18 protein-coding genes are annotated in these 22,359 nt (G+C 49.8%); 9 read left to right on the forward strand and 9 right to left on the reverse strand.

What is annotated here, in order from left to right; all coding sequences use genetic code 11:
- Positions 1–57 precede the first annotated feature (57 nt).
- The 3 genes from feoA to greB form a co-directional block, all read right to left on the reverse strand.
- Positions 58–282, reverse strand: a complete 225-nt coding sequence (gene feoA / locus IO95_RS11795) for a ferrous iron transporter A (RefSeq protein ID WP_023490085.1) — start codon at positions 280–282, stop codon at positions 58–60.
- Positions 283–564: 282 nt separating this feature from the next.
- Positions 565–2,898: a Tex family protein gene (locus tag IO95_RS11800; RefSeq protein ID WP_023490086.1), complete on the reverse strand. Its 2,334-nt coding sequence runs from the start codon at positions 2,896–2,898 to the stop codon at positions 565–567.
- Between the two features lie 153 nt (positions 2,899–3,051).
- On the reverse strand, positions 3,052–3,546 hold the full coding sequence (greB, locus tag IO95_RS11805; protein WP_023490087.1) for a transcription elongation factor GreB: 495 nt from the start codon (positions 3,544–3,546) through the stop codon (positions 3,052–3,054).
- A gap of 459 nt (positions 3,547–4,005) precedes the next feature.
- Here greB and ompR point away from each other — a divergent pair, with 459 nt between their 5' ends.
- Both ompR and envZ read left to right on the forward strand, forming a co-directional pair.
- The gene (gene ompR / locus IO95_RS11810; RefSeq protein WP_023490569.1) at positions 4,006–4,725 is read left to right on the forward strand and encodes a two-component system response regulator OmpR; all 720 of its coding nucleotides are present in this window, start codon (positions 4,006–4,008) and stop codon (positions 4,723–4,725) included.
- Positions 4,722–6,092, forward strand: coding sequence for a two-component system sensor histidine kinase EnvZ (gene envZ, locus IO95_RS11815; protein WP_023490570.1), 1,371 nt, complete (start codon positions 4,722–4,724; stop codon positions 6,090–6,092). The genes ompR and envZ overlap by 4 nt, the downstream gene beginning before the upstream one ends.
- A gap of 83 nt (positions 6,093–6,175) precedes the next feature.
- Here envZ and pckA read toward each other — a convergent pair whose 3' ends face one another.
- The 5 genes from pckA to IO95_RS11840 form a co-directional block, all read right to left on the reverse strand.
- A complete protein-coding gene (pckA, locus tag IO95_RS11820) occupies positions 6,176–7,795 on the reverse strand; it encodes a phosphoenolpyruvate carboxykinase (ATP) (RefSeq protein WP_023490571.1) in 1,620 nt (539 codons plus the stop codon).
- Between the two features lie 196 nt (positions 7,796–7,991).
- Positions 7,992–8,870, reverse strand: a complete 879-nt coding sequence (gene hslO / locus IO95_RS11825; RefSeq protein ID WP_023490572.1) for an Hsp33 family molecular chaperone HslO — start codon at positions 8,868–8,870, stop codon at positions 7,992–7,994.
- A gap of 26 nt (positions 8,871–8,896) precedes the next feature.
- Complete coding sequence (gene hslR / locus IO95_RS11830; protein ID WP_023490573.1) at positions 8,897–9,307, reverse strand: ribosome-associated heat shock protein Hsp15; 411 nt, start codon at positions 9,305–9,307, stop codon at positions 8,897–8,899.
- A complete protein-coding gene (gene yrfG, locus IO95_RS11835) occupies positions 9,304–9,984 on the reverse strand; it encodes a GMP/IMP nucleotidase (protein WP_023490574.1) in 681 nt (226 codons plus the stop codon). The genes hslR and yrfG overlap by 4 nt, the downstream gene beginning before the upstream one ends.
- A gap of 102 nt (positions 9,985–10,086) precedes the next feature.
- The gene (locus IO95_RS11840; protein ID WP_037385487.1) at positions 10,087–12,219 is read right to left on the reverse strand and encodes an IgaA/UmoB family intracellular growth attenuator; all 2,133 of its coding nucleotides are present in this window, start codon (positions 12,217–12,219) and stop codon (positions 10,087–10,089) included.
- 646 nt (positions 12,220–12,865) lie between these two features.
- Between IO95_RS11840 and nudE the strand changes: the two genes are divergently transcribed.
- The gene (nudE, locus tag IO95_RS11850) at positions 12,866–13,441 is read left to right on the forward strand and encodes an ADP compounds hydrolase NudE (RefSeq protein ID WP_023489039.1); all 576 of its coding nucleotides are present in this window, start codon (positions 12,866–12,868) and stop codon (positions 13,439–13,441) included.
- A gap of 58 nt (positions 13,442–13,499) precedes the next feature.
- Here the strand turns inward: nudE and mrcA are convergent, their stop codons facing one another.
- Entirely contained in the window at positions 13,500–16,058 is a 2,559-nt protein-coding gene (gene mrcA, locus IO95_RS11855) for a peptidoglycan glycosyltransferase/peptidoglycan DD-transpeptidase MrcA (protein ID WP_023489040.1), read from the reverse strand.
- A 121-nt stretch (positions 16,059–16,179) separates the two neighbouring features.
- On the opposite strand from mrcA, the gene pilM reads away from it, so the two are divergent.
- From pilM to aroB, 6 genes are all read left to right on the forward strand, one after another.
- Entirely contained in the window at positions 16,180–17,025 is an 846-nt protein-coding gene (gene pilM / locus IO95_RS11860) for a type IV pilus biogenesis protein PilM (RefSeq protein WP_023489041.1), read from the forward strand.
- Positions 17,025–17,561 (forward strand): PilN domain-containing protein, encoded by a 537-nt coding sequence (locus IO95_RS11865; RefSeq protein WP_023489042.1) that lies wholly within the window; start codon positions 17,025–17,027, stop codon positions 17,559–17,561. Before pilM ends, IO95_RS11865 begins: the two co-directional genes overlap by 1 nt.
- The gene (locus IO95_RS26070) at positions 17,554–18,468 is read left to right on the forward strand and encodes a DNA utilization family protein (RefSeq protein WP_023489043.1); all 915 of its coding nucleotides are present in this window, start codon (positions 17,554–17,556) and stop codon (positions 18,466–18,468) included. The genes IO95_RS11865 and IO95_RS26070 overlap by 8 nt, the downstream gene beginning before the upstream one ends.
- 10 nt (positions 18,469–18,478) lie before the next feature.
- A complete protein-coding gene (gene hofQ / locus IO95_RS11875; RefSeq protein ID WP_023489044.1) occupies positions 18,479–19,726 on the forward strand; it encodes a DNA uptake porin HofQ in 1,248 nt (415 codons plus the stop codon).
- Positions 19,727–20,365: 639 nt separating this feature from the next.
- Complete coding sequence (gene aroK / locus IO95_RS11880; protein ID WP_023489045.1) at positions 20,366–20,887, forward strand: shikimate kinase AroK; 522 nt, start codon at positions 20,366–20,368, stop codon at positions 20,885–20,887.
- A 291-nt stretch (positions 20,888–21,178) separates the two neighbouring features.
- Entirely contained in the window at positions 21,179–22,291 is a 1,113-nt protein-coding gene (aroB, locus tag IO95_RS11885; protein WP_023489046.1) for a 3-dehydroquinate synthase, read from the forward strand.
- The last annotated feature ends 68 nt before the right edge of the window (positions 22,292–22,359 follow it).

A 22,359-nucleotide genomic window follows, 5' to 3' on the forward strand; every position in this document is an offset into this window, starting at 1 on the left:
ACGTGATACCCGTCAGTCAGTTAAGACGGCAAAAAACGGCGGCAGGCGGATATCCTGCTACGGTTGATTCTCAAGCAGAATCAGGTCTAAATCTTTTTTCCGCAGCACCAGGCTGACGCGGTGAGTTTTTATTTCAATGGGATCACCCAGTGGAGCCACCCGCACGACGTTAAATAGCGAGCCGGGCAACATTCCCAGTGACAGGAGTTTCTGGCGATAGGCCGGGCTGATTTCGCTGGAGAAACCGGTAATTTTATATGTCTGTTTAGGAAGAAGATTCATATTACCTTCTTAATGATCGCTCTTTTCTGCTGGAACATCGTGTTCAGAACCCTTTGTTACCCATGCTACCTGCATTGATAAAGTGAAGGTAAGTTGGTTAGGGCATTCTACTCCGACCATTGAGTAAAGAACAGACTAATACTAATGAGAATGATTATCAAATTCAATATGGGAAGTATTCGACAATAATGATGGGGTGTGACAGCACTCATCGTTAATCAGATGACTGCTGTCGTTAGGCCCGTTGCAGCGGTGTTGGCGGCAACGGGCTATTGCATCGGTTTAACTTTTTTTGCCAAAAGCTGCGGCCAGTGCATCTCCCATAGCGCTGTTGCCGGCTGGTGAGCTGTTACGTGGCTTGGCTTTGTTGTCTGCGGCTCGGGCAGGGGGGTTACGCGTGGCAGGGCTATTGTTACCGCCGCCACGGCGAGCTGAACCTTCACCGGGTTGTTCATCAAGGCGCATGCTCAACGCGATACGTTTACGCTGCAAATCGACTTCCATGACCTTCACTTTAACGATGTCACCGGCTTTCACCACAGTATGCGGATCCTCAACGAACTTATCCGCTAACGATGAGATATGGACCAAGCCATCCTGATGAACACCAATATCAACAAAGGCACCAAAGTTAGTGACGTTGGTTACTGAGCCTTCCAGGATCATGCCTATCTGCAGATCATTGAGCGTTTCCACACCTTCAGCAAAGAGTGCCGTTTTAAACTCTGGGCGAGGGTCACGCCCGGGTTTCTCTAACTCTTTGAGGATATCGGTGACGGTGGGAACACCGAATTTTTCATCGGTAAAGTCACTGGCTTTGAGAGTGCGAATTGCATTGGGGTTACCCATCAAATCCTGCAATGCTTGCTGAGTTGCGGCAAGAATACGCTCTACCACCGGATAACTTTCAGGGTGAACCGTTGAGGAGTCCAACGGGTTATCCCCGTGGTTGATGCGTAAAAAGCCAGCGCATTGTTCAAAGGCCTTTGGCCCTAAACGACTGACTTTCAGCAACTGCTCGCGGTTGCTGAAGCGACCATTCTCATCACGCCAAGTGACGATGTTTTGCGCCATCATGCGAGTGAGACCGGCTACACGCGTCAATAACGGTACCGAAGCGGTATTGAGGTCAACACCCACCGCGTTCACACAATCTTCTACCACCGAGTCCAACTTTTTCGCCAACTGGCTCTGGCTGACATCGTGCTGGTATTGACCAACACCGATCGATTTAGGATCGATTTTTACCAGCTCCGCCAGCGGATCTTGCAAGCGACGGGCGATGGAAACAGCTCCCCGTAGCGATACATCGAGGTTTGGAAACTCCAGCGCAGCCAACTCAGAAGCAGAATAAACGGAAGCGCCAGCCTCACTGACAATCACTTTTTGTGCATTCACTGCCGGGAATTGCTGTTGCAATTGCGTATAGAAGCGCTCGGTTTCCCGGGATGCGGTGCCATTACCGATGGCAACCAGCTCAACTTGGTGTTTGATGCACAGTCGAGCCACGATCTCTGCCGCTTTTGCTGTCTGCCCGGTATGTGGATAAACGGTATCGGTAGCAACCAGCTTGCCGGTAGCATCGACCACCGCCACTTTGACGCCCGTACGTAGGCCCGGATCCAGGCCCATGGTGGCGCGCATACCAGCTGGTGCTGCCATCAGCAGGTCGTGCATGTTGCGGGCGAAGACGTTGATCGCTTCATCTTCAGCACGCTCACGCAGGGTACTCATCAATTCAGTTTCCAGATGCAGTAACACCTTGATACGCCATGTCCAGTTAACCACGGATTTGCGCCAGGCATCTGCGGGGGCGTTGTTCAGCCGCAGATTGAGGTGATTGATGACAATCAGCTCGCCCTGGCTTTCACGTGGTGTTTCTTCAAACTGCGGATCGGCATTTAACGTCAGTTGCAGTATGCCTTCATTACGGCCACGGAACATCGCTAAAGCACGGTGTGAGGGGACCTGAGCAATAGGTTCATGGTGGTCAAAGTAGTCGCGGAATTTCGCGCCCACTTCTTCTTTGCCTTCCACCACTTTGGATACCAGATGGGCATTTTTCCACAGGTAATGACGGACTTTAGCCAACAGTGTGGCATCTTCAGCAAAGCGTTCCATCAGGATGTAGCGCGCACCATCCAGTGCCGCTTTGACATCACTAATCCCTTTTTCTGCATCAACAAACTGTTCCGCCAGTTGTTCTGGCTGTTGTTGTGGATCCTGCCAAAGAGAGTCAGCCAGCGGTTCCAGCCCAGCTTCGATGGCTATTTGCCCGCGCGTGCGCCGTTTAGGCTTATAAGGCAGGTACAGATCTTCCAGCTCGGTTTTACTCTGCGTGGCGTTAATTGCCGTGGCTAATGGCTCGGTCAGTTTGCCTTGTTCATCAATGGATTTGAGAATGGTTTGGCGGCGATCTTCCAGTTCACGCAAATAACTCAGGCGAGTTTCCAATTGTCGTAGTTGGGTGTCATCCAGCCCACCAGTGACTTCCTTACGGTAGCGTGCGATAAACGGCACGGTATTACCTTCATCCAGCAGGCGGATAGCGGAGTCAACTTGCTCCGGTCGGGCCTGCAGTTCGGTTGCAATAATTCGGCTTAGTGGGTCAGTCATAAGTCAGTTATCTGTTAGGAACGAAAATCGATAGGGGGGACAGTTATACGTATTGCTGGGGCAAAATGCCAGTCTCAGTATAGGAGGGGATGATTTTGGTCTGGCTGGGATCAGCAGCATCATCGCCCCTTCTCTCTGAGTCCGGGGCACAGGTTAAGAGCTGAATGAATCGCACTGCCTGATATATTCGATCTCGTTGATTGACCAATAGGCAGCCCCCAACGGTGTTTGTACCGTGGCGGTATCCCCCACCTCTTTTTTCAGTAATGCGCGCGCCATGGGTGAGTCGATAGAGATGTAATCTTTGCGACCAAAAATTTCGTCATAACCCACGATGCGGAAGCGTTTAATATCGCCATCATCATTTTCAATCTCGACCCAAGCGCCAAAAAACACCTTGCCTTCCTGCTGTGGCGAGTAATCGACAATTTTCAGTTGTTCAAGGCATTTGGTGAGATAACGTACCCGGCGATCGATTTCTCGTAACCGTTTTTTATTGTACTGATAATCAGCATTTTCACTTCGGTCACCCAAACTGGCCGCCCAGGTGACTTTTTTGGTGACTTCCGGGCGTTCTTCGCGCCAAAGATAATCCAGTTCTTGCTTTAACTTGTTGTAACCCTCGCGGGTGATCAGCAATGTTTTCATCAAAACGTCCATCCAGGCACCGGGTAATCGGCATTAATGACCAGAATTCTCGCATAAAGTAGTAATCATGTGATACCCCAGTTTCTTCAAGCGGTGAGACGATGGTAGTTACCTGAATAAATTGGGATCAATAATGGGGGCATAGTATTTCTCCAGTCGGCGGTGTTAAATCAGAAAACGGTGTTTGGTCAACCCTATCGGTTACCATGCAGGCATCAAGAATGGAGCGAATTGATGCATTTACCAACGAAAGGATAAGCTTTGTAACAATTTCGGCTAGAATAGATCTCAGTAATTGCTGTCAGTAATGATGGTTTTTTTTAACAATATGGGATTGTTGCCAAAAGAGACATCGTGCAACTTCAACAGCGTATAGTTGTCAGTATATTGGCGTCATATCGATGTATAAGTGCGGAGCACAGCCTATAATCCGGCAATTCAGCCTTTGGGAGTGAGACAATGCAAGAGAACCATAAAATTCTGGTGGTCGATGATGACATGCGCTTGCGTTCGCTATTAGAGCGTTATTTAACTGAGCAGGGTTTTCAGGTTCGTAGCGTAGCCAATGCGGAACAAATGGATCGTTTGATGACGCGTGAGTCTTTTCATCTGATGGTTCTGGACCTGATGCTTCCTGGGGAAGATGGCTTGTCTATTTGCCGTCGCCTGCGGAGCCAGAGCAACCCGATGCCGATCATTATGGTGACCGCTAAAGGTGAAGAGGTTGATCGTATTGTCGGTCTGGAAATTGGCGCAGATGACTATATCCCGAAACCCTTCAATCCGCGTGAATTGCTGGCGCGTATCCGTGCGGTGTTGCGCCGTAAGGGCAATGAATTACCTGGGGCGCCGTCTCAGGAAGAAGCGGTGATTGCCTTCGGTAAATTCAAACTGAATCTTGGTACGCGCGAAATGTTCCGTGAGGATCAGCCTATGCCATTGACCAGCGGTGAATTTGCGGTACTCAAGGCGTTGGTGATCCACCCTCGTGAACCACTGTCACGTGATAAATTGATGAACCTTGCCCGAGGTCGCGAATACAGTGCGATGGAGCGTTCGATTGATGTGCAGATTTCGCGCCTGCGCCGTATGGTAGAACTAGACCCGGCACATCCACGCTATATCCAGACCGTGTGGGGGCTTGGCTACGTTTTTGTGCCGGATGGCAGTAAGCCATGAGGCGATTGCCTTTTTCTCCACGCAGTTCGTTTGCCCGCACGTTGTTATTGATCGTCACCTTGCTGTTTGTCAGCTTGGTGACGACCTATCTGGTGGTGCTTAATTTCGCGATCCTGCCCAGTCTGCAGCAGTTTAATAAAGTGTTGGCTTATGAGGTCCGTATGCTGATGACTGACCGTCTGCAACTGGAGGATGGCACATTACTGGAAGTGCCACCGGCTTTCCGGCGCGAAATCTATCGCGAGTTGGGTATTTCGCTGTATACCGATGCGGCGGCACAGGAGAGTGGGTTGCGTTGGGCGCAACATTACCAATTCCTGAGTCAGCAGATGGCACAACAGTTGGGTGGGCCGACGGATGTGCGTGTCGAGGTCAACAAAAATTCACCGGTTGTTTGGCTGAAAACCTGGTTGCAACCGGATATTTGGGTGCGTGTTCCGTTAACTGAAATCCATCAAGGGGATTTCTCACCCTTATTCCGCTACACCTTGGCTATCATGTTATTGGCGATAGGCGGGGCATGGTTATTTATCCGTATTCAGAACCGCCCTCTGGTGGAACTTGAACACGCGGCTTTACAGGTGGGGAAAGGTATTATTCCCCCACCGTTGCGTGAATATGGTGCCTCTGAAGTTCGTTCAGTGACGCGAGCTTTCAATCAGATGGCTTCTGGAGTGAAGCAACTCGCCGATGATCGTACCTTGTTGATGGCGGGGGTGAGCCATGATCTGCGTACCCCATTGACGCGTATCCGCCTGGCAACGGAAATGATGAGTGTCGAAGATGGTTATCTGGCGGAGTCGATCAATAAAGATATCGAAGAGTGTAATGCGATTATCGAACAGTTTATTGATTACTTGCGTACCGGTCAGGAAATGCAGACAGAAGTTTGTGACTTGAATTGCATTCTGGGCGAAGTTGTCGCGGTAGAAAGTGGCTATGAGCGGATCATTGAAACGGATATCTTGCCGGATGAACTGAGGGTAAATGTGCATCCGTTATCGATTAAACGAGCGGTAGTCAATATGGTGGTCAACGCCACGCGTTATGGTAACGGCTGGATCAGAGTCAGTAGTGGGCGAGAGTTACAACGTGGTTGGTTCCAGGTTGAGGATGACGGCCCAGGCATTAAGCCAGAAGAGTTGCCGCATTTGTTACAGCCTTTTGTGCGTGGCGATAGTGCGCGCAGCACCAGTGGCACAGGGTTGGGGTTGGCGATCGTTCAGCGGATTATTGATGCCCATGCGGGTGAGTTGGAGATCGGCGCCAGTGAGCGTGGAGGCTTGTGTATCCGTGCATATATTCCCTTGCTGATAGACAAAAAAGAAGCCACCCAAGGGCTTTCATCAGTGAGAGAGAACGTCTAAACACAGCGTTCTGCTGTATTTTCGGCAAAAACATCCTCAAGTTGATTAAAGTGGCAGGGCAACCATTGCCCTGCCAGTGGGGATTACAGTTTCGGACCGGCACTGACCAGCGCCGCCCCAGCAGGTGTATCGGTGTATTTATCGAAGTTGGTCATAAAGCGGTTGGCTAGATCGTGCGCTTTCTCTTCCCATTGCTCTATGCTGGCATAGGTCGCACGAGGGTCGAGAATAGCCGGATCAACACCCGGTAAGCTTATTGGCATCGCCAAATCGAAAATTGGCAGCGTGATGGTTTCAGCTTTATCGATCTCACCATTGAGGATGGCATCAATAATACCGCGGGTATCCTTGATAGAGATACGTTTACCGGAACCATTCCAGCCAGTATTGACCAGATAGGCCTGAGCACCCGCCGCTTGCATACGTTTAACTAACACTTCTGCGTATTGTGTTGGGTGCAAAGAGAGGAATGCCGCACCGAAACAAGCAGAGAAGGTCGGGGTAGGCTCGGTGACGCCACGTTCGGTACCTGCCAGTTTAGCGGTGAAACCGGACAGGAAGTGATACTGCGTCTGGTCAGCCGTGAGACGGGATACTGGAGGGAGTACACCGAAGGCATCCGCAGTCAGAAATATCACTTTTGTCGCATGACCCGCTTTTGACACCGGTTTGACAATGTTATCGATGTGATAGATAGGGTAAGAAACACGGGTGTTTTCTGTTTTCGAACCATCGTTGAAATCCACGGTACCGTCAGCCAGCACGGTGACGTTTTCCAAGAGCGCATCGCGTTTGATGGCATGATAGATATCGGGTTCAGCTGCGGCGGACAGCTTGATGGTTTTGGCGTAACAGCCACCTTCGAAGTTGAACACACCATCATCGTCCCAACCATGTTCATCGTCGCCGATTAATTGACGTTTCGGATCGGTGGACAAGGTGGTTTTGCCGGTACCAGACAGACCGAAGAAGATGGCGACATCGCCTTTCTCACCCACGTTGGCGGAGCAGTGCATGGAGGCGATGCCTTTTAGTGGCAGCAGGTAGTTCATGATTGAGAACATCCCTTTCTTCATTTCACCGCCGTACCAGGTACCCCCGATCAACTGCATACGCTCAGTCAGGTTGAATGCGACAAAGTTTTCCGAATTCATTCCCTGTTGCTGCCAGTTTGGATTGGTGCATTTGGCGCCATTCATCACCACAAAGTCAGGGACAAAATCTTGCAGTTCTTCTTCGCTTGGGCGGATAAACATGTTTTTCACGAAGTGTGCCTGCCAGGCGACTTCGGTGATAAAACGCACCTTCAGACGGGTGTCCTCGTTGGCACCACAAAAGGTATCCACCACAAATAGACGCTTGCCAGAGAGTTGCTCTGTGACCAATTTTTTCAGATCTGCCCAGACTTCAGGGCTGAGGGGTTTATTATCGTTTTTGCCTTTACCTTGGTCGGCCCACCAGACGGTATCACGGGTGGTATCGTCACGGACGATGTATTTATCTTTGGGCGAACGACCGGTAAAGATGCCTGTATCAACGGCAACGGCACCCAGTGTGGTGACGACACCGCGCTCAAACCCCTCAAGTGATGGGTCAGTTTCTTCCTTAAACAGCAATTCATAACTCGGATTGTGAACGATTTCACCAGCATTATGGATCCCATAAGCGGCAAGATCATGGTGGGTTAATTCTTTAACTCGCATGTCACTGCTCCTTGATCACAGAATTTCTGCGGCTAATTGTAAGCATTCAGACCAGAGTAACAGCGATAGGTATCAAATATTTAACATAATGAAAATTTATAGTTACATTATGAGATGTAGAGCACGGAAAAAAGCAATCATGTAAACGGTGGGACCTGGCGGGCATCACGACCACCCGCCAGGGAGTGAGACTATTTTAGTGTAACTGTGGCTGATTATCGGTACTACCCGCATGGCAACCGGCAATATCTAACGCATCAAACACGTAATGGCTGCCACAGTAGTCGCAATGCATATCAATGTTACCATCCTGTTGTAACATAGTGGCGACTTCTTCCTCTGGCAGGGTCATCAACGCATCGATACAGCGTTGGCGTGAACAGGTACAACGGAAGATAACGTCCTGTGGTTCATACAATGTCACCTCTTCCTGATGGTATAGACGATACAGCACCTCGTTCGCCGGCAGAGTGAAGAGTTCTTCACTTTTAATGGTGGCGGTGAGCTGTACCAGATGATCAAATTCATCCAGGTTCCTTTCTTCCGCAGGTAAGACTTGTAATAGCATGCCGCTGGCGGCTGGTTTCCCCTCGGCTTCACCGGTGCGGATAAACAGGCGGGTTGGCAATTGCTCAGATTGGCGGAAATATCCTTCCAGGCACTCAGCCAGGGTTGCGCCTTCCAGGCCGACGATGCCCTGATAACGTTCCCCCTCCGAAGGGCTGATAGTGATCACCATAATGCCGTTACCCAGCATCTGCTGCAGGGAACTTTCCGCAGCAATATCCCCTTCAATACGGGCGACACCACGCATCTCCTGGCGGTTGTTGCCGTTGATCACTGCCAGCTTTAACGGGCCGTCACCTTGTAACTGGACCGTAATATCCCCTTCGAACTTCAGTGTGGCCGTGAGCAGGCTGGTAGCAACCAGTAATTCACCGAGCAGTGCTTGTACCGGTGCTGGGTAATCATGGTTGGCTAAAATGTGTTGATAGGTTTCGCTGACAGTAACCAGCTCACCGCGCACTGCGTAGTCTTCGAACAGATAACGGTGCAATTGGTCATGATTTGACATGGTATTCTCTCATTATGGTGAAGATGTTATTCGTGTTCACCAAACTTAAATTTAATTAAATCACGTCGTTCCTTCTTGTCTGGACGACGGTCCGGGTGTGGCATCGTTAGCGCATTCATCTTACGCGCCAATGCCACTTTTTCGCGGTTGGTGATGCTGGCCGGTGTTTCTTGATACATCAGTTGCGCCTCGCTAGCCATCCGCCGCTGGCTGCTGACTGCCAGGACAATCACGGTACGCTCTTCGTTACCTTGGCGTAGCTTGATTTCGGCATTAACTTCGACAACTTTGCTCGGCTTGCTACGTTGCCCGTTATAGTGCACCTTTCCGCCATCGACCATTTCACGAGCCAGTGCCCGGGTTTTATAAAAACGGGCTGCCCATAGCCATTTATCGAGGCGAACGGCATCATCATCCGATACAGTTTTGGCTTTCATGGTTCTCTCCGTTCCAACGCTGGGATCAACTGGCGGTAATCGCTCATCGACGGGTAACGCTGGAAAGTTTTACTCGCCATACTGGAATCCGGGTTTTGTACACCAAGACAGTAACGGATACCGAATGCTTGGGCGGCATCCAGAATGGTTTCACTATCATCCACAAACAGTGTACGTTGCGGATCAAAGCCGATTTGCTGTTGCACAGCCTGCCACAAACGTTGATCTTCTTTTGGATAACCAAATGTATGGGTGGAAAGTAATAAATCAAGGTGTTGGTCCAAACCGGTGTGTTCCACCTTCACTGACAGGCTGTGCGGATGGGCATTAGTCAGCAGGATAGTACGATGCCCCGCAGCACGTAATGCACGTAAAAAGGGTTCGCTATCTTCACGTAAACGCGCACGATTCCCCACTGCACGGGTCATTTGGTAGATATCGAGATTGAGCCGTTCACTCCAGTAATCAAAGCAGTACCATTGCATGGTGTGTTGTACGGCAAGATATTCTTTATGGATGATTTTACGTGCATCATCAAAGGATATGGCTCGTTGTGCACTTAACGCTTGCGGCACCAGAGTAAGCCAGAAATGGCTATCGAACTCCAAATCCAGCAAGGTGCCGTCCATATCCAGCACCACGGTCTCAATATCGCACCAGTCAAATTCAGGCACCATGTCACAACTCCATAGGTAGGTCACGCATAGGCAGGTCACGGATGGCCCAACGATAATGGGTATATGACAGTAGCGTAGCATAATCAGATAGTAGAGCGGAGGCTACTTGTCCGGATCTATTGAGCTAGCAATGCATTTTGGCTTGAAGCAACTTTCATAATAACGTTGGATATCCGTCAAGCGGTGTTTACTTTTACACCAGCGTTGTAACCATCGCCATGAGTTGTAGCCAAAAATCATCACCAGTGTCAGCAACAGCAAGCTGGTAGCCAGGTATCGCCACTGAGTGACTTTATCGGGTTCACTGTGCAATTCAATATGACGGGTACCATTGGCATCAATAAAGATATTGGTGATCACTCCCTGAGCTTGGAACTGTGTATGCAATAAAAGATTGCTGAGGCGCTGTAATCCGTACCATTGGTCGAGTATAGGAGGGTCATTGAACGTTTGAGGTGGGGGCGGATGGTCAACCAACGACTTCCCCTCATCGCTGGAAATTAAAAAGCCACCTGCGGGTATTTTGCTAAGCAATTGGGATGCCTGACGTGTTTCACGAGTAATCAAGGCCAAGGTAACCGCCTTGGTGAGGTTTTCCAGTGCATCGGCGCTGATGGGCCGCAACAGGACGTTAACCCCTTTCAGGTTACCTGACTTGGCATTTTTCACCAGACTGCCCCAGTTTTTTGTATTACCCAGATTAACCAAGGCCTTTTTTAACCGCGTACATACGGTTTCTGCTCCACACAAATCCTGCGTTTTTAAGATGATATCCGAAAAATCCGCCAGAAGAATCATACCGGACTTATCGATTGCATTGATCAGTCTTGGGTCAATATTTGGTTTGGTACCGTTTGAATGCAGTTGTTGATTGATGGCGCCCAGCAGTGCGATGGCTTTATTAGTTACCGCGGATTCAGGCTGTACTGGTGTGACGGTATTATTCCAATAGATCTCTGAACAGTCGAAAGGTGCAAAATCCGGGGTCTTAATGCTACGGGGATCAAGAGGCGCGTAGCACCTTCCATTACCCTTTACTTTCAATATATTACCAATTGATAGAGGTGTTTTTTCCAGTCGTTGGACATCAGTGACTTCGATGTTCTGTGAGCCTTGCAACCATGCTCTAGTTAACTTTGCTGGCAGACTGAGTGGAATGTAGGTCAGTAGTAATAACAGTATCACCAGCGAACTGGTGGCCAGCACGGCATTCTTGCCCCATTGTTGTAAAGGAAATTTTTTTACTTCGTCATGTAGAGAAAGATAGCGCCCCTGGCGGACGACCTGCCGGTTGAGCTTTATATCCACATGGGTGATTTTGCACAGGTCTTCCATCAGGTAAGGTTGCCAGTGCGGCGGGTAGATCAAATCGATCATCCCCAGGGAGATATTATTGGTTTGCTCCTGGTTGGATTCGCCGAACAATCCCCAGCACTTAAGTGTGCCGCGTAGGCAGTGTATCTCTTGTTGTTTGCTTGCATCGGGGCGTCGCAACAGATTCCATCCCCCCCAAGTGAGTATCAGTATGGCAATAAAAACCATCCAGGGGGTGGCGGCTATGGGGCTAATCAGACTGAAGAACAACAGGAGTAGAGCCGTGGAGATGATAACGGCTTCTTTTATGCCATTGGGATGGTTAATGGCGTGTTCTTCAGGGGTTTCCTGACGAATATTCACTAACTCAATATATTCGTTCTCGTGCTGGTGAATGTGGGCATTTTGGGATGATGTGGCAGCCATCACCGTCACGGCAGAGGAATCATTAATATCACTAAGTAACGAATGACCGTTAAGTGAAATAACGAGAAGTAGTGTCTGTGTTTTGATTAATTCAACACGGTTGTCAGTACTAATGTAGGGGTCCCAAAACGCTGGTAAGTGGATCTCTTCGGCATTCAGGTAGTAGCGCCAATTATTGGGTTCATCGCTTGCCAGGCCATAGCGAGTGATGGCATGAGTGATAGCATAGACGGTGTTACTCTGTGCATTCAGGGCCAACTTGTTGGCCGATAGGGGCGCAGAATCAGACGATGGCGTGTTATCTAATGCATTGTATTTATTGAGATAATATTCAATGGCTCGCCGCTCTTCCGTGCTCAGTTTCCGGCGTTCGGGTTTCCTCGATAACTGTAAACCCGCCAGGGATGATCGATTACGGCGTTTCAAATAGCAATAAAAGGCAGTAGCAATCAGGCAACCTGATACCAAGGCGAATATCAACACTATTGTGCCCATGTTATAACCATCATCATTTTTCAAGCCGCAGTGTTATCGGTTGCACTCGTTTGTTACTGATTTGCGTGATCATAACAAACCTTATATAGGTGTTATATCGTCTTTATCCTAATTTTTTTATCGGTTTTAATGAATTTATATAGAAAGGATAGGCTATTGGCAACATTTGTTAAAAAAAATTGAGTTACTATTCAGGCTGGTTGCAGCAGGGGTTCGAATTAACGCACAATGTCCGCAGGGTGGTATTTGCCCCCAAGGTTAGGCAAGTTGCGGGGGGAGGGTCACTATTTGTTGAGTATTTTTGGTCCGGTGTGATAGACACACCATTATTATTCTGGATCCTGGTTTTTCGCTTGGCGGCTCTGATGATCGCTAAGGTTATGTCAGTTGCAGGTGTGTTGGTTGCGTATGCTTACCCGAACAAAATACCATCGGGATGGATATCGTGGACCATCTATAGCCCAAGTTCAATGAAGTTGCAGTTAGGCGGCAAGTGAGCGGGACCCTAGGAGCATAGATAATTATGTGACTAGGGCGAACGAGCGTAGTCAACAACCCTGCAGCGTCATTAGTGACGGGTATATCTGTAAATTGCATCAACCTAGGGATAGTCAGGGAGACGGTGGTTAACCTATTTGAGGTAATTATGGATAAACACCTGCAAAAACCTAAAATTCTGAAAGTAGAAACGGTCGCCCGTTCACGGTTATTTAATGTTGAATCGGTGGATCTGGAATTCAGTAACGGTGTCCGGCGGGTCTATGAGCGTATGCGGCCTTCGGAACGTGAAGCGGTGATGATAGTGCCGGTGATTGGGGATGACTTGTTATTGATCCGTGAGTACGCCGTGGGCACTGAGTCCTATGAGTTGGGTTTTCCTAAAGGATTGATCGATCCTGGCGAAGGGGTGTTGGAAGCGGCTAATCGTGAGTTGATGGAAGAGGTTGGTTTTGGTGCTGGTCGTTTTGACTTCCTTGGCAAGCTGACCATGGCCCCATCCTATTTTTCCAGTCAGATGAATATTGTTTTGGCCCATGAGCTTTATCCGCAAAGCCTGGAAGGGGATGAGCCCGAGCCGTTACCTCAGGTACGTTGGCCTATCGCCAACATGATGGACTTATTGTCGGAAGTGGACTTTCGTGAAGCGCGTAATGTCAGTGCACTTTTCCTGGCGGAGTTGTTCCTGCGTGATGCCCGCCAAAGTGGTGGGCATCGGCGTTGATAAATGGCCAGATTGCTCTGGCCATTTTTAGGTAGATGAATAATAAATAACGCTGTTTTTAGAACAGCTCCTGGCTTTCCCCCCCAGGCTCGGTGAGCGTCATTCCTGCATCAGGCACTGAGAATTCTGTTGGTTGAGTACCATCGATAAAGTATTCCGCGCGACTATTCGCTCCGCCATTGGACAGTTTTCCAGTGCTTCTATCAATGGATACACTGACAACCCCCGGCGGTGGCACGACCTTCTGTTCAGGAATATCCTCTAAGGCGACTTTCATAAAGTCATCCCAGGCAGGTTGTGCACTCTTCGCGCCCCCTTCACCACCTGCAATCTGATCGTCAATTGCGCCAGACGCCGTTGAGCGTCCTAAGTCACGGCGATGATCATCAAATCCGATCCAGACTGACGTCACCGTATTGGGGCCGTAGCCAGAGAACCAAGCGTCTTTTGAACTGTTAGTGGTACCGGTTTTACCACCAATATCATGGCGTTTGAGGTCGCGGCCTGCCCGCCAGCCAGTCCCCATCCAACCGGGTTCACCGAAGATATTGCTATTAAGTGCATCGCGGATCAGAAACGACAGCGGTGTGCTGATCACATGAGGTGCATATTGCTGATCATTATCCTGCTGTATTTGTGCAGGGGTAACCTGTTCAAGCTGTGGCATGGGCACATTGGCATTACTGCCTTCTTGTGAAACCGCTACGCTCTCCACATTATCGTCAGAAAGTATGGCTGGACGACGAGTGTCACCATAGATCACCGGCAGGTTGCAGCTTTGGCACACTATCTTCGGTTTGGCTTCAAACACCGCTTTGCCCGTATCGTCCTCAATCTTGGTGATAAAGTAGGGGTCAACCAGATAACCACCGTTTGACAATACGGCATATCCACGAGCCACCTGGATGGGGGTAAATGAAGCGGAACCCAGCGCTAACGATTCTGAATGAACGATATTCTCAGCCGGGAAACCGAAACGTTGTAGATATTCAGCTGCGTAATCCACCCCCATGGCGCGCATGGCGCGGACCATAACCACGTTCTTAGACTGACCTAGACCTTGGCGTAGACGAATGGGGCCATCATAGGTAGGTGGTGAGTTTTTAGGACGCCAGTCAGTACCTGCACCTGCATCCCAGCGTGTAATCGGCACATCGTTAAGGATGGTGGCCAGTGTCAGCCCTTTGTCCATCGCGGCGGTATACAGGAATGGCTTAATGTTGGAACCCACCTGACGCATCGCCTGGGTGGCTCGGTTGAACTTGCTTTGGTTGAAATCGAAACCACCCACCAATGCTTTGACTGCACCATTGTCAGGATCGATAGAAACCAGGGCTGAATTGACGTCCGGTACCTGTGCCAGCCACCAGCTATCATTGACCTTACGTACCCAGACTTGTTGGCCAGCCTGAACCACGTCGGTGACGCGTTTCGGTATCGGGCCTTGCTGCGTATCGCTTTTAAATGGGCGAGCCCAGCGCATGCCGGACAGCGGTAACTCGATACTGCTGCTGTCAGCCAAGATAGCGGTAGCTTGCTCAGCATTTGCCAAGGTAATGACGGCGGGTACCAGCGAGCCGTAAGTCGGCAGGTTTTTAAGCGACTCGACAATCTGTTTCTGGTCCCAAGCAGTTTCACCCACCTTCCATAACACGTTTGATGGGCCACGATAACCATGGCGCATATCATAATTCAATACGTTGTTGCGTAAAGCGTCCTGGGCTGCCAACTGTAATTTTTTAGTAACGGTGGTGTAGACCTTGTAGCCATCGGTATAGGCGTTTTCACCGTAACGATTGAGCATCTCCTGGCGCACCATTTCGGCAAGATAAGGTGCCGAGAAATTGATCTCGGGTGCATGGTAATTGGCAACTAACTCTTCGCTACGCGCCTGATCGTACTGTGCTTGAGTGATGTAGCCCTCGTCCAGCATACGTGATAGCACCACGTTACGGCGTGCAACGGCACGATCATGAGAGTAGAGCGGGTTAAACGTTGAAGGGGCTTTCGGCAACCCGGCGATAGTGGCCATCTCACTGAGCGTAAGCTCATTGACATCTTTACCAAAATAGACATAAGCGGCAGCACCTATCCCATAAGCACGGTAACCGAGATAGATTTTATTCAGATACAGCTCAAGGATTTCATCCTTGTTCATCATCTGTTCAATACGAATCGCCAGGAAGACTTCCTTGATTTTTCGCATCAACGTGCGTTCTGGGCTCAAGAAGAAGTTTCTTGCCAGCTGTTGAGTGATGGTACTGGCGCCCTGTGAGGCGTGACCAGAAGCCACCGCCACCGAGGCAGCACGAAAAATGCCTATTGGATCTACACCATGGTGGTCATAGAAACGGCTGTCCTCAGTGGCGATAAAAGCGTGCACCATCAGCGGTGGGATTTGTTCCAGCGTGAGAGGAATACGGCGTTTTTCACCGAACTGAGCGATCAATTCGCCATCGGCACTGTAAACCTGCATTGGCGTTTGCAGCCGTATATCTTTCAGCGTCGCGACATCTGGTAGTTGTGGCTCGACATATTTGTACAAGCCAAAAATCGAGGCTGCTCCCAATAAGATGCAACATACAGCAAGGATTAGAAAATACTTTACGAACTTCACCTGAGATTTCCCATTTCATGTCAGTTGGGCAGTTTATAAACAGTCGGGCAGTAGTATAAAGGCAAGCCTGCAACATGGATATGTTCTTTTGTTATCTAACGATACGGAGGTGGCTGAAAATATGTTTTCGCAAGGGTGGCAAGTGGGGCTGGATATACAAGGTCACAGTATCAGAGCATTGGCAGCACAACGCCGCCGTAACGGCTGGCAACTGCGGCACTGGTGGCAACAACGGCTTCCACAGCCGATATTGCGAGAGAGCCAGATAGAAACCTCTGACCTGTTGGTGTCCTGGCTGAAGCAGTGGCGTATTCGTTTACCAAGACATATTTCGTTACGTATTGCCTTACCTGCTCAGCGGGTTTTACAGCAAACCTTACCACTACCGGATAACCGTCTACGAGAGCCGATACGTCATGATTATATTATCAGCCAGGGGATGAAACAGTTTCCGTTAGCCAGCCAGACGTTGGCGGTAGATTATCGTCAGGCACAACCCAACACCCATCAATTGCTGCTTACAGCGGCGCGTCAGCAAGAGCTTGAACAGTGGTTGCGCTGCTTGCAACTGGCTGACTTACAACCGCAGGTTATCGATATCGCTCCCAGTGCTTTGTCACAGATGGCTGAGTTTGCTGGCCTGGACCCGCAAGCGGGTCTGTTGCACCGCTTGGAACAGGAGTGGCTGTGGGTGGCACCGCGGACGGTACCTTTTGCCTACGGCACGCTTTCTTGTCAGGAAGCCCAGAGTGCCAGGCAGGCATTGGCGATGATACAGCGGGAGTGCCCAGCATTAGAGGCTAAAAAAGAGGTGTATTACAGCACGGTACTGGATGAGCCCTTACCGGAAGCGGTGATGCCCTGGTCACCCTTTACGGCATTCAGCCAGTTGCATCCACCGTTACCTACGTTACCTTCGGCATTTGTGCTTGCTGGCGGTTTGGCCCTTCGCCATGAGGATAATTGATGTATCAAGTTAATCTTTTACCCTGGCGGACCCATCGGTTGCGGCAACGTTATCGCTTCTGGTTATCTTGTTTCTGCCTGCAACTGCTGGTGATATTGGTTTTGCTTGCCTTGATATACGGGTCACTCAGTTATCAACAATTGCAGCAACATCGTGTTCTGCAAGAAAAGGCACAGCAATATGCCAACCTTGAGGGGCAGATCCAGCAAAAGCAACAAATCATCGCCGAATTGGCACGTCTGGCGGCAGTGCAAGTGCGTCATCAGCAGAATGAGGCCCATAATCGCCGCTATCTTTTATTGCTACAGCAACTCTCTCGAACGTTACCCGAAGCGTTATGGCTCACTGAACTTGAAGATAATGCAAAAGGGATTTCGTTGCATGGACAGGGTGGGCATTATGCCGCCATAGCCTTGCTTGAACAGCGTTTATCAGCCTTGCCTTGGTTGCGGAGTAGTCATTTGACTGACGTGATACAGGGTAAAGATGGGGTATTGGCTTTCATCCTGACAGCATTTTGGCGGCAAGATGAATAACCCGATACCAGATTGGCTGATACCTTGGTTAAATCGACCTGGTTGGCAGATATTGAGCCTGCAATGGTCGGGGTTGGCTGGCCTGGTGCTGTTAACCTGCATAGGGCTGCTGGCTGACCAGTGGCAACGGTATCAACAGCTAGATCAACAGCGGCAACAGCTTGAATTACAGATTGCGGAGCATCAGAAACAATGGGATCGGTTACCCGCGCTGGAAGAACTTGAACTGCGCTTGCAGCAGGCTGCGGAACAACCTGATCCGCAAAAAGAGAGAGATATTGCTGGTTTACTCCAGCAAGTGGGTGGGGAGCTGTTGCGCTGGCAGCAACAAGATAAGCCACCACAGCAAAAGGTGACTGTTCAGGTGAAATTTGACGGTTTGCTGCATTTTTTGGCGGGAATATCGTCAACTCAGCGGATTGGGCAGATCAGGATCGAGCGGCAACCCACAGGGTTGATGACCCAATTGACGTTACTTGTCTCTGATGGGGCGGGTGATAACTCTCCACAGAGTGATGCTAATTGCCAGGATTCTGGCTGCGTCAGCTCACCTGAATCACTGATTTTTGCCAATTCATCGGGGTTTGCTCCGTTGCCTTCCGTCTTGAGCGCAGATGAACGTGATCCTTTCCAACCCCCTCAGGCTGTTCCCTGCATCCGCCCAATCACTTCCCCAGAAAACTGGCAACTGAAAGGCAGTATTGGCACCGAGGATTTGCGTTACGGCTGGGTGGTGACCCCGCAGGGGCAATGGTTAGGCCTGTTACCCCAGCAACGCTTACTGGATGGGTATTGGCAAGTGGCGCAGGTTCATCCCCGTAAAGTTGAATTGGCTATGCCAGAAATAGACAGCGCCTGTTCTCCGCAGGTGGGTAACCTGGTACTGGCATTAGAGGAAAAACGCTAAGGAACGAGTCATGAAAGGATACAACGGGTTGTTAGCCTTGTTACTGGTACTGCCGATGATGGTGTCAGGGGCGGTGCAGAAAGAAAAACCGGTGTCGCTGGTGTTTCACGATACGCCAATTAGCTTGATTTTACAGGCGCTGGCGGAATATCAGCATTTGAATCTCGTGGTGGGTGAAGGCGTTAAAGGTAACTTAACGTTGCGGTTGGAGGAGGTGCCTTGGCAACAGGCACTGGCGGTCGTGTTGCGCATGGGGCATTTGGCGATGTCTATTGAGGGGAATGTGATGATGATTCTCCCCGAGCCCGATGAACAGGAGCAGCAGCGCCGGCAGCAGCTTTTGACTCAACAGTTACCGCTGCAAAATTTGACCCTAGCACTGCACAATGCTGAAGCGAGTGACATCGCTCTCAGTCTGGACAACGCCCGCAGCAAGCTATTGACTGAGCGTGGTAGTGTGATCGTCGACAAACGCACTAATTCGTTGTTGTTGCGAGATACCGCAAGCGCACTTGCTCAAATCAAATCCTGGGTGAGGGAGATGGATGCCCCTTTGCAGCAAGTACAACTGTCGGCGTATATCGTCACTATTAGCAGCGAAAACCTGCGTGAGCTTGGCGTGCGCTGGGGGTTGGCTGCAGAAGAACGGCCTGCGAAAGCCATGCGCATAGATAATTTCAATGTGAGCTTGCCAGTAGAAAATAGCGTGGTGACGGCGGGCTTTCACTTGGCACGTATCAGTGGGCGTATTCTGGATCTGGAGTTATCCGCGCTGGAACAAGAAAATGAGGTCGAGATTATTGCCAGTCCACGTCTGCTCACCGCCCATCAGCAAACTGCCAGTATCAAACAGGGTACGGAGATCCCATACGAAGTGTCGAGCGGAGCCAGTGGTGCGACATCCATAGAGTTCAAGGAAGCGGTACTGGGTATGGAGGTAACGCCCAAAATCCTGCCCAATGGCCGAATCACCCTGACATTGCAGATTAGTCAGAATGTGCCAGGGCGTTCGATAAAACAGGGGGCAGGAGAGGCACTCGCCATTGATAAGCAGGAAATTAAAACTCAGGTGACCGTGAAAAATGGTGAAACCATTGTGTTGGGGGGGATATTCCAACGGCAGAACACACAAGGTGTTGATAAAGTGCCCGGTGTGGGGGATGTCCCTCTATTGGGTGCGTTGTTCAAGCAGCAAATCAAACAGCATAAAAGACGTGAGTTGGTCATTTTCATCACACCTACGTTGATCAAGCTTTAGGTGGTTTCCTTTAATTAGCCTTAGTGCCATTGTATAGGTCACGGTGGTGATACTGGTCATCTATCTTTCTACTTTACGATGGGGGTTGTTTATTTTTGGGGAAGGTTAATCCACTTTTTTAGATGATCCCGAGTCAGTAATCGAGTAGCCGCTGATTTCAATAGAGATTGTTTAGCATCTGACCGACTGAACAACCTTCAAAGTGGACGGATAAATACACTTTTTTATCACCTTGTAGGCATCTGGGTTTGACGCTGCCGCCGATTTAGCTTACAAGGGTTACCGAATTGAGTACCGAGTTTTTTATTAATGCTATACCTGCCGTCTTTCAGGCTGCTATGTTGTTGGCTTCACGTACTTATCCTGGTGATTTGCTTTAGTAAGTTCCCAGCGGTGGCTACGTTTGCTCTCTGGCTGCAACTTGAAACCCATAAGGTATAAGACGCCGTTAAAAACCTATGGTTTCCCTCCCGCGGCGTGGATAGCGATTTATTCGGTTGCCAAACTACCAGGAGTGTTGAGATAATTTTCCACCTGATCTCGCATTATCGCTCATGAGGTTTCAGTTTAGGTCCCGTTGCTGATTTGATTGGCGGGGCGGGTTATCATTAACGAATTGTCTTAGTAATATCGAAAAACATGGCAGAGAAACGCAATATCTTTCTGGTTGGGCCTATGGGTGCCGGCAAAAGCACTATTGGTCGTCAGTTAGCTCAGCAACTCAATATGGAGTTTTTCGACTCTGATCAAGAAATAGAGCGACGTACCGGTGCCGATGTGGGCTGGGTGTTCGACGTGGAAGGGGAAGAGGGATTCCGTGATCGTGAAGAAAAAGTCATTAATGAACTGACGGAAAAACAAGGGATTGTGCTGGCTACTGGTGGGGGCTCGGTTAAGTCGCGTGAAACGCGTAACCGCTTGTCGGCGCGTGGTGTAGTGGTCTATTTGGAAACCACCATTGAAAAGCAGTTGGCTCGGACCCAACGCGACAAAAAGCGCCCATTATTACAGGTTGACACCCCTCCACGTGAAGTCTTGGAGGAGTTGGCTAAAGAGCGCAATCCGTTGTATGAAGAAATTGCAGATGTCACCATCCGCACTGACGACCAAAGCGCTAAAGTAGTGGCTAACCAGATAATCAATATGCTGGAAAGTAATTGATATACTGATCATACTTTGAATTGTATGATTATTGACAGTGTCTGTTGGCGCTTGTCATTTCGTTTATCTATGCGCCTGGGAAATGATGAACTTTCACCCTGCGGATTAGCGCAAGCGGCGATTCAAATCGGTTGCTAACAGATTTGTTTCGGCCTTGTCGGTAATAGGCAACGCGAATTGTTCAAGATATCGTGATTTTCGTATTGGCCGCAGGTTGCTGGTTAAGGCGAGGATTCTTTTAGTGTTCCCCGCCTGGGCGAGGATCAATTACACCGAGAACTGAACTCGAATATGGAGAGAGTGATCGTAACGCTTGGGGAGCGTAGCTACCCGATTACCATTGCTACCGGATTGTTTAACGATCCGGTTTCTTTTATGCCGTTGAAGGCTGGTGAGCAGGTTATGCTGGTCACTAACCAGACTCTGGCACCGCTGTATCTGGAGCGTATCCGTAAGACGCTTGAGCAGGGGGGCATCGTGGTGGATCAGGTGATACTGCCTGATGGTGAACAGTATAAATCCCTCGCCACTCTGGAACAGGTTTTTTCGGCACTGCTGGAAAAGCCCCATGGGCGTGATACCACGCTGGTGGCTTTGGGTGGCGGCGTGATTGGTGATCTGACTGGCTTCGCCGCTGCCTGCTATCAACGTGGTGTCCGTTTTATCCAGGTTCCAACCACATTACTCTCGCAGGTGGACTCCTCCGTTGGCGGTAAAACAGCCGTCAATCATCCGCTCGGTAAAAACATGATTGGCGCGTTTTACCAACCGGCCTCGGTCGTGGTGGATCTTGATTGCTTATATACTTTACCGCCAAGAGAGCTCTCCTCTGGCCTGGCAGAAGTGATCAAATACGGCATTATTCTTGACCGTGATTTCTTTATTTGGCTGGAAAATAATATTGATAATCTGATGGCGCTTGATAGGAGTGCGTTGGCTTATTGTATCCGGCGTTGTTGTGAACTGAAGGCCCAAGTGGTCGCTGCCGATGAGCGAGAGAGTGGTTCACGGGCGTTGCTTAATCTGGGACATACCTACGGTCATGCCATCGAGGCGGAAATGGGCTATGGGGTATGGTTGCACGGTGAAGCGGTGGCGGCAGGTATGGTGATGGCAGCGCAAACTGCTCGTCGTTTGGGGCAATTTTCTAGTGATGACATCGACCGGATTAAAGGGCTGTTATCACGTGCCGGTTTGCCGGTTTGCGGTCCGCAAGAGATGGTTCCTGAAGCTTATTTGCCACATATGATGCGTGACAAGAAAGTCTTGGGCGGGGTGCTGCGTTTAGTATTACCAACGGCAATGGGTCAAGCGGAAGTGCGTGGTGGTGTCCCCCATGACGTAGTATTGGCGTCAATAGCCGATTGTCTGCCACCCTCACTGCAATCAGAGAGTCACGCTTAAGCTTGAAATATGAGGGGAATACTCGTCATACTTTGATGGGGATGTGGTGTTGGCTGTCCGCATTTATT

Source organism: Serratia sp. DD3 (genome assembly GCF_000496755.2).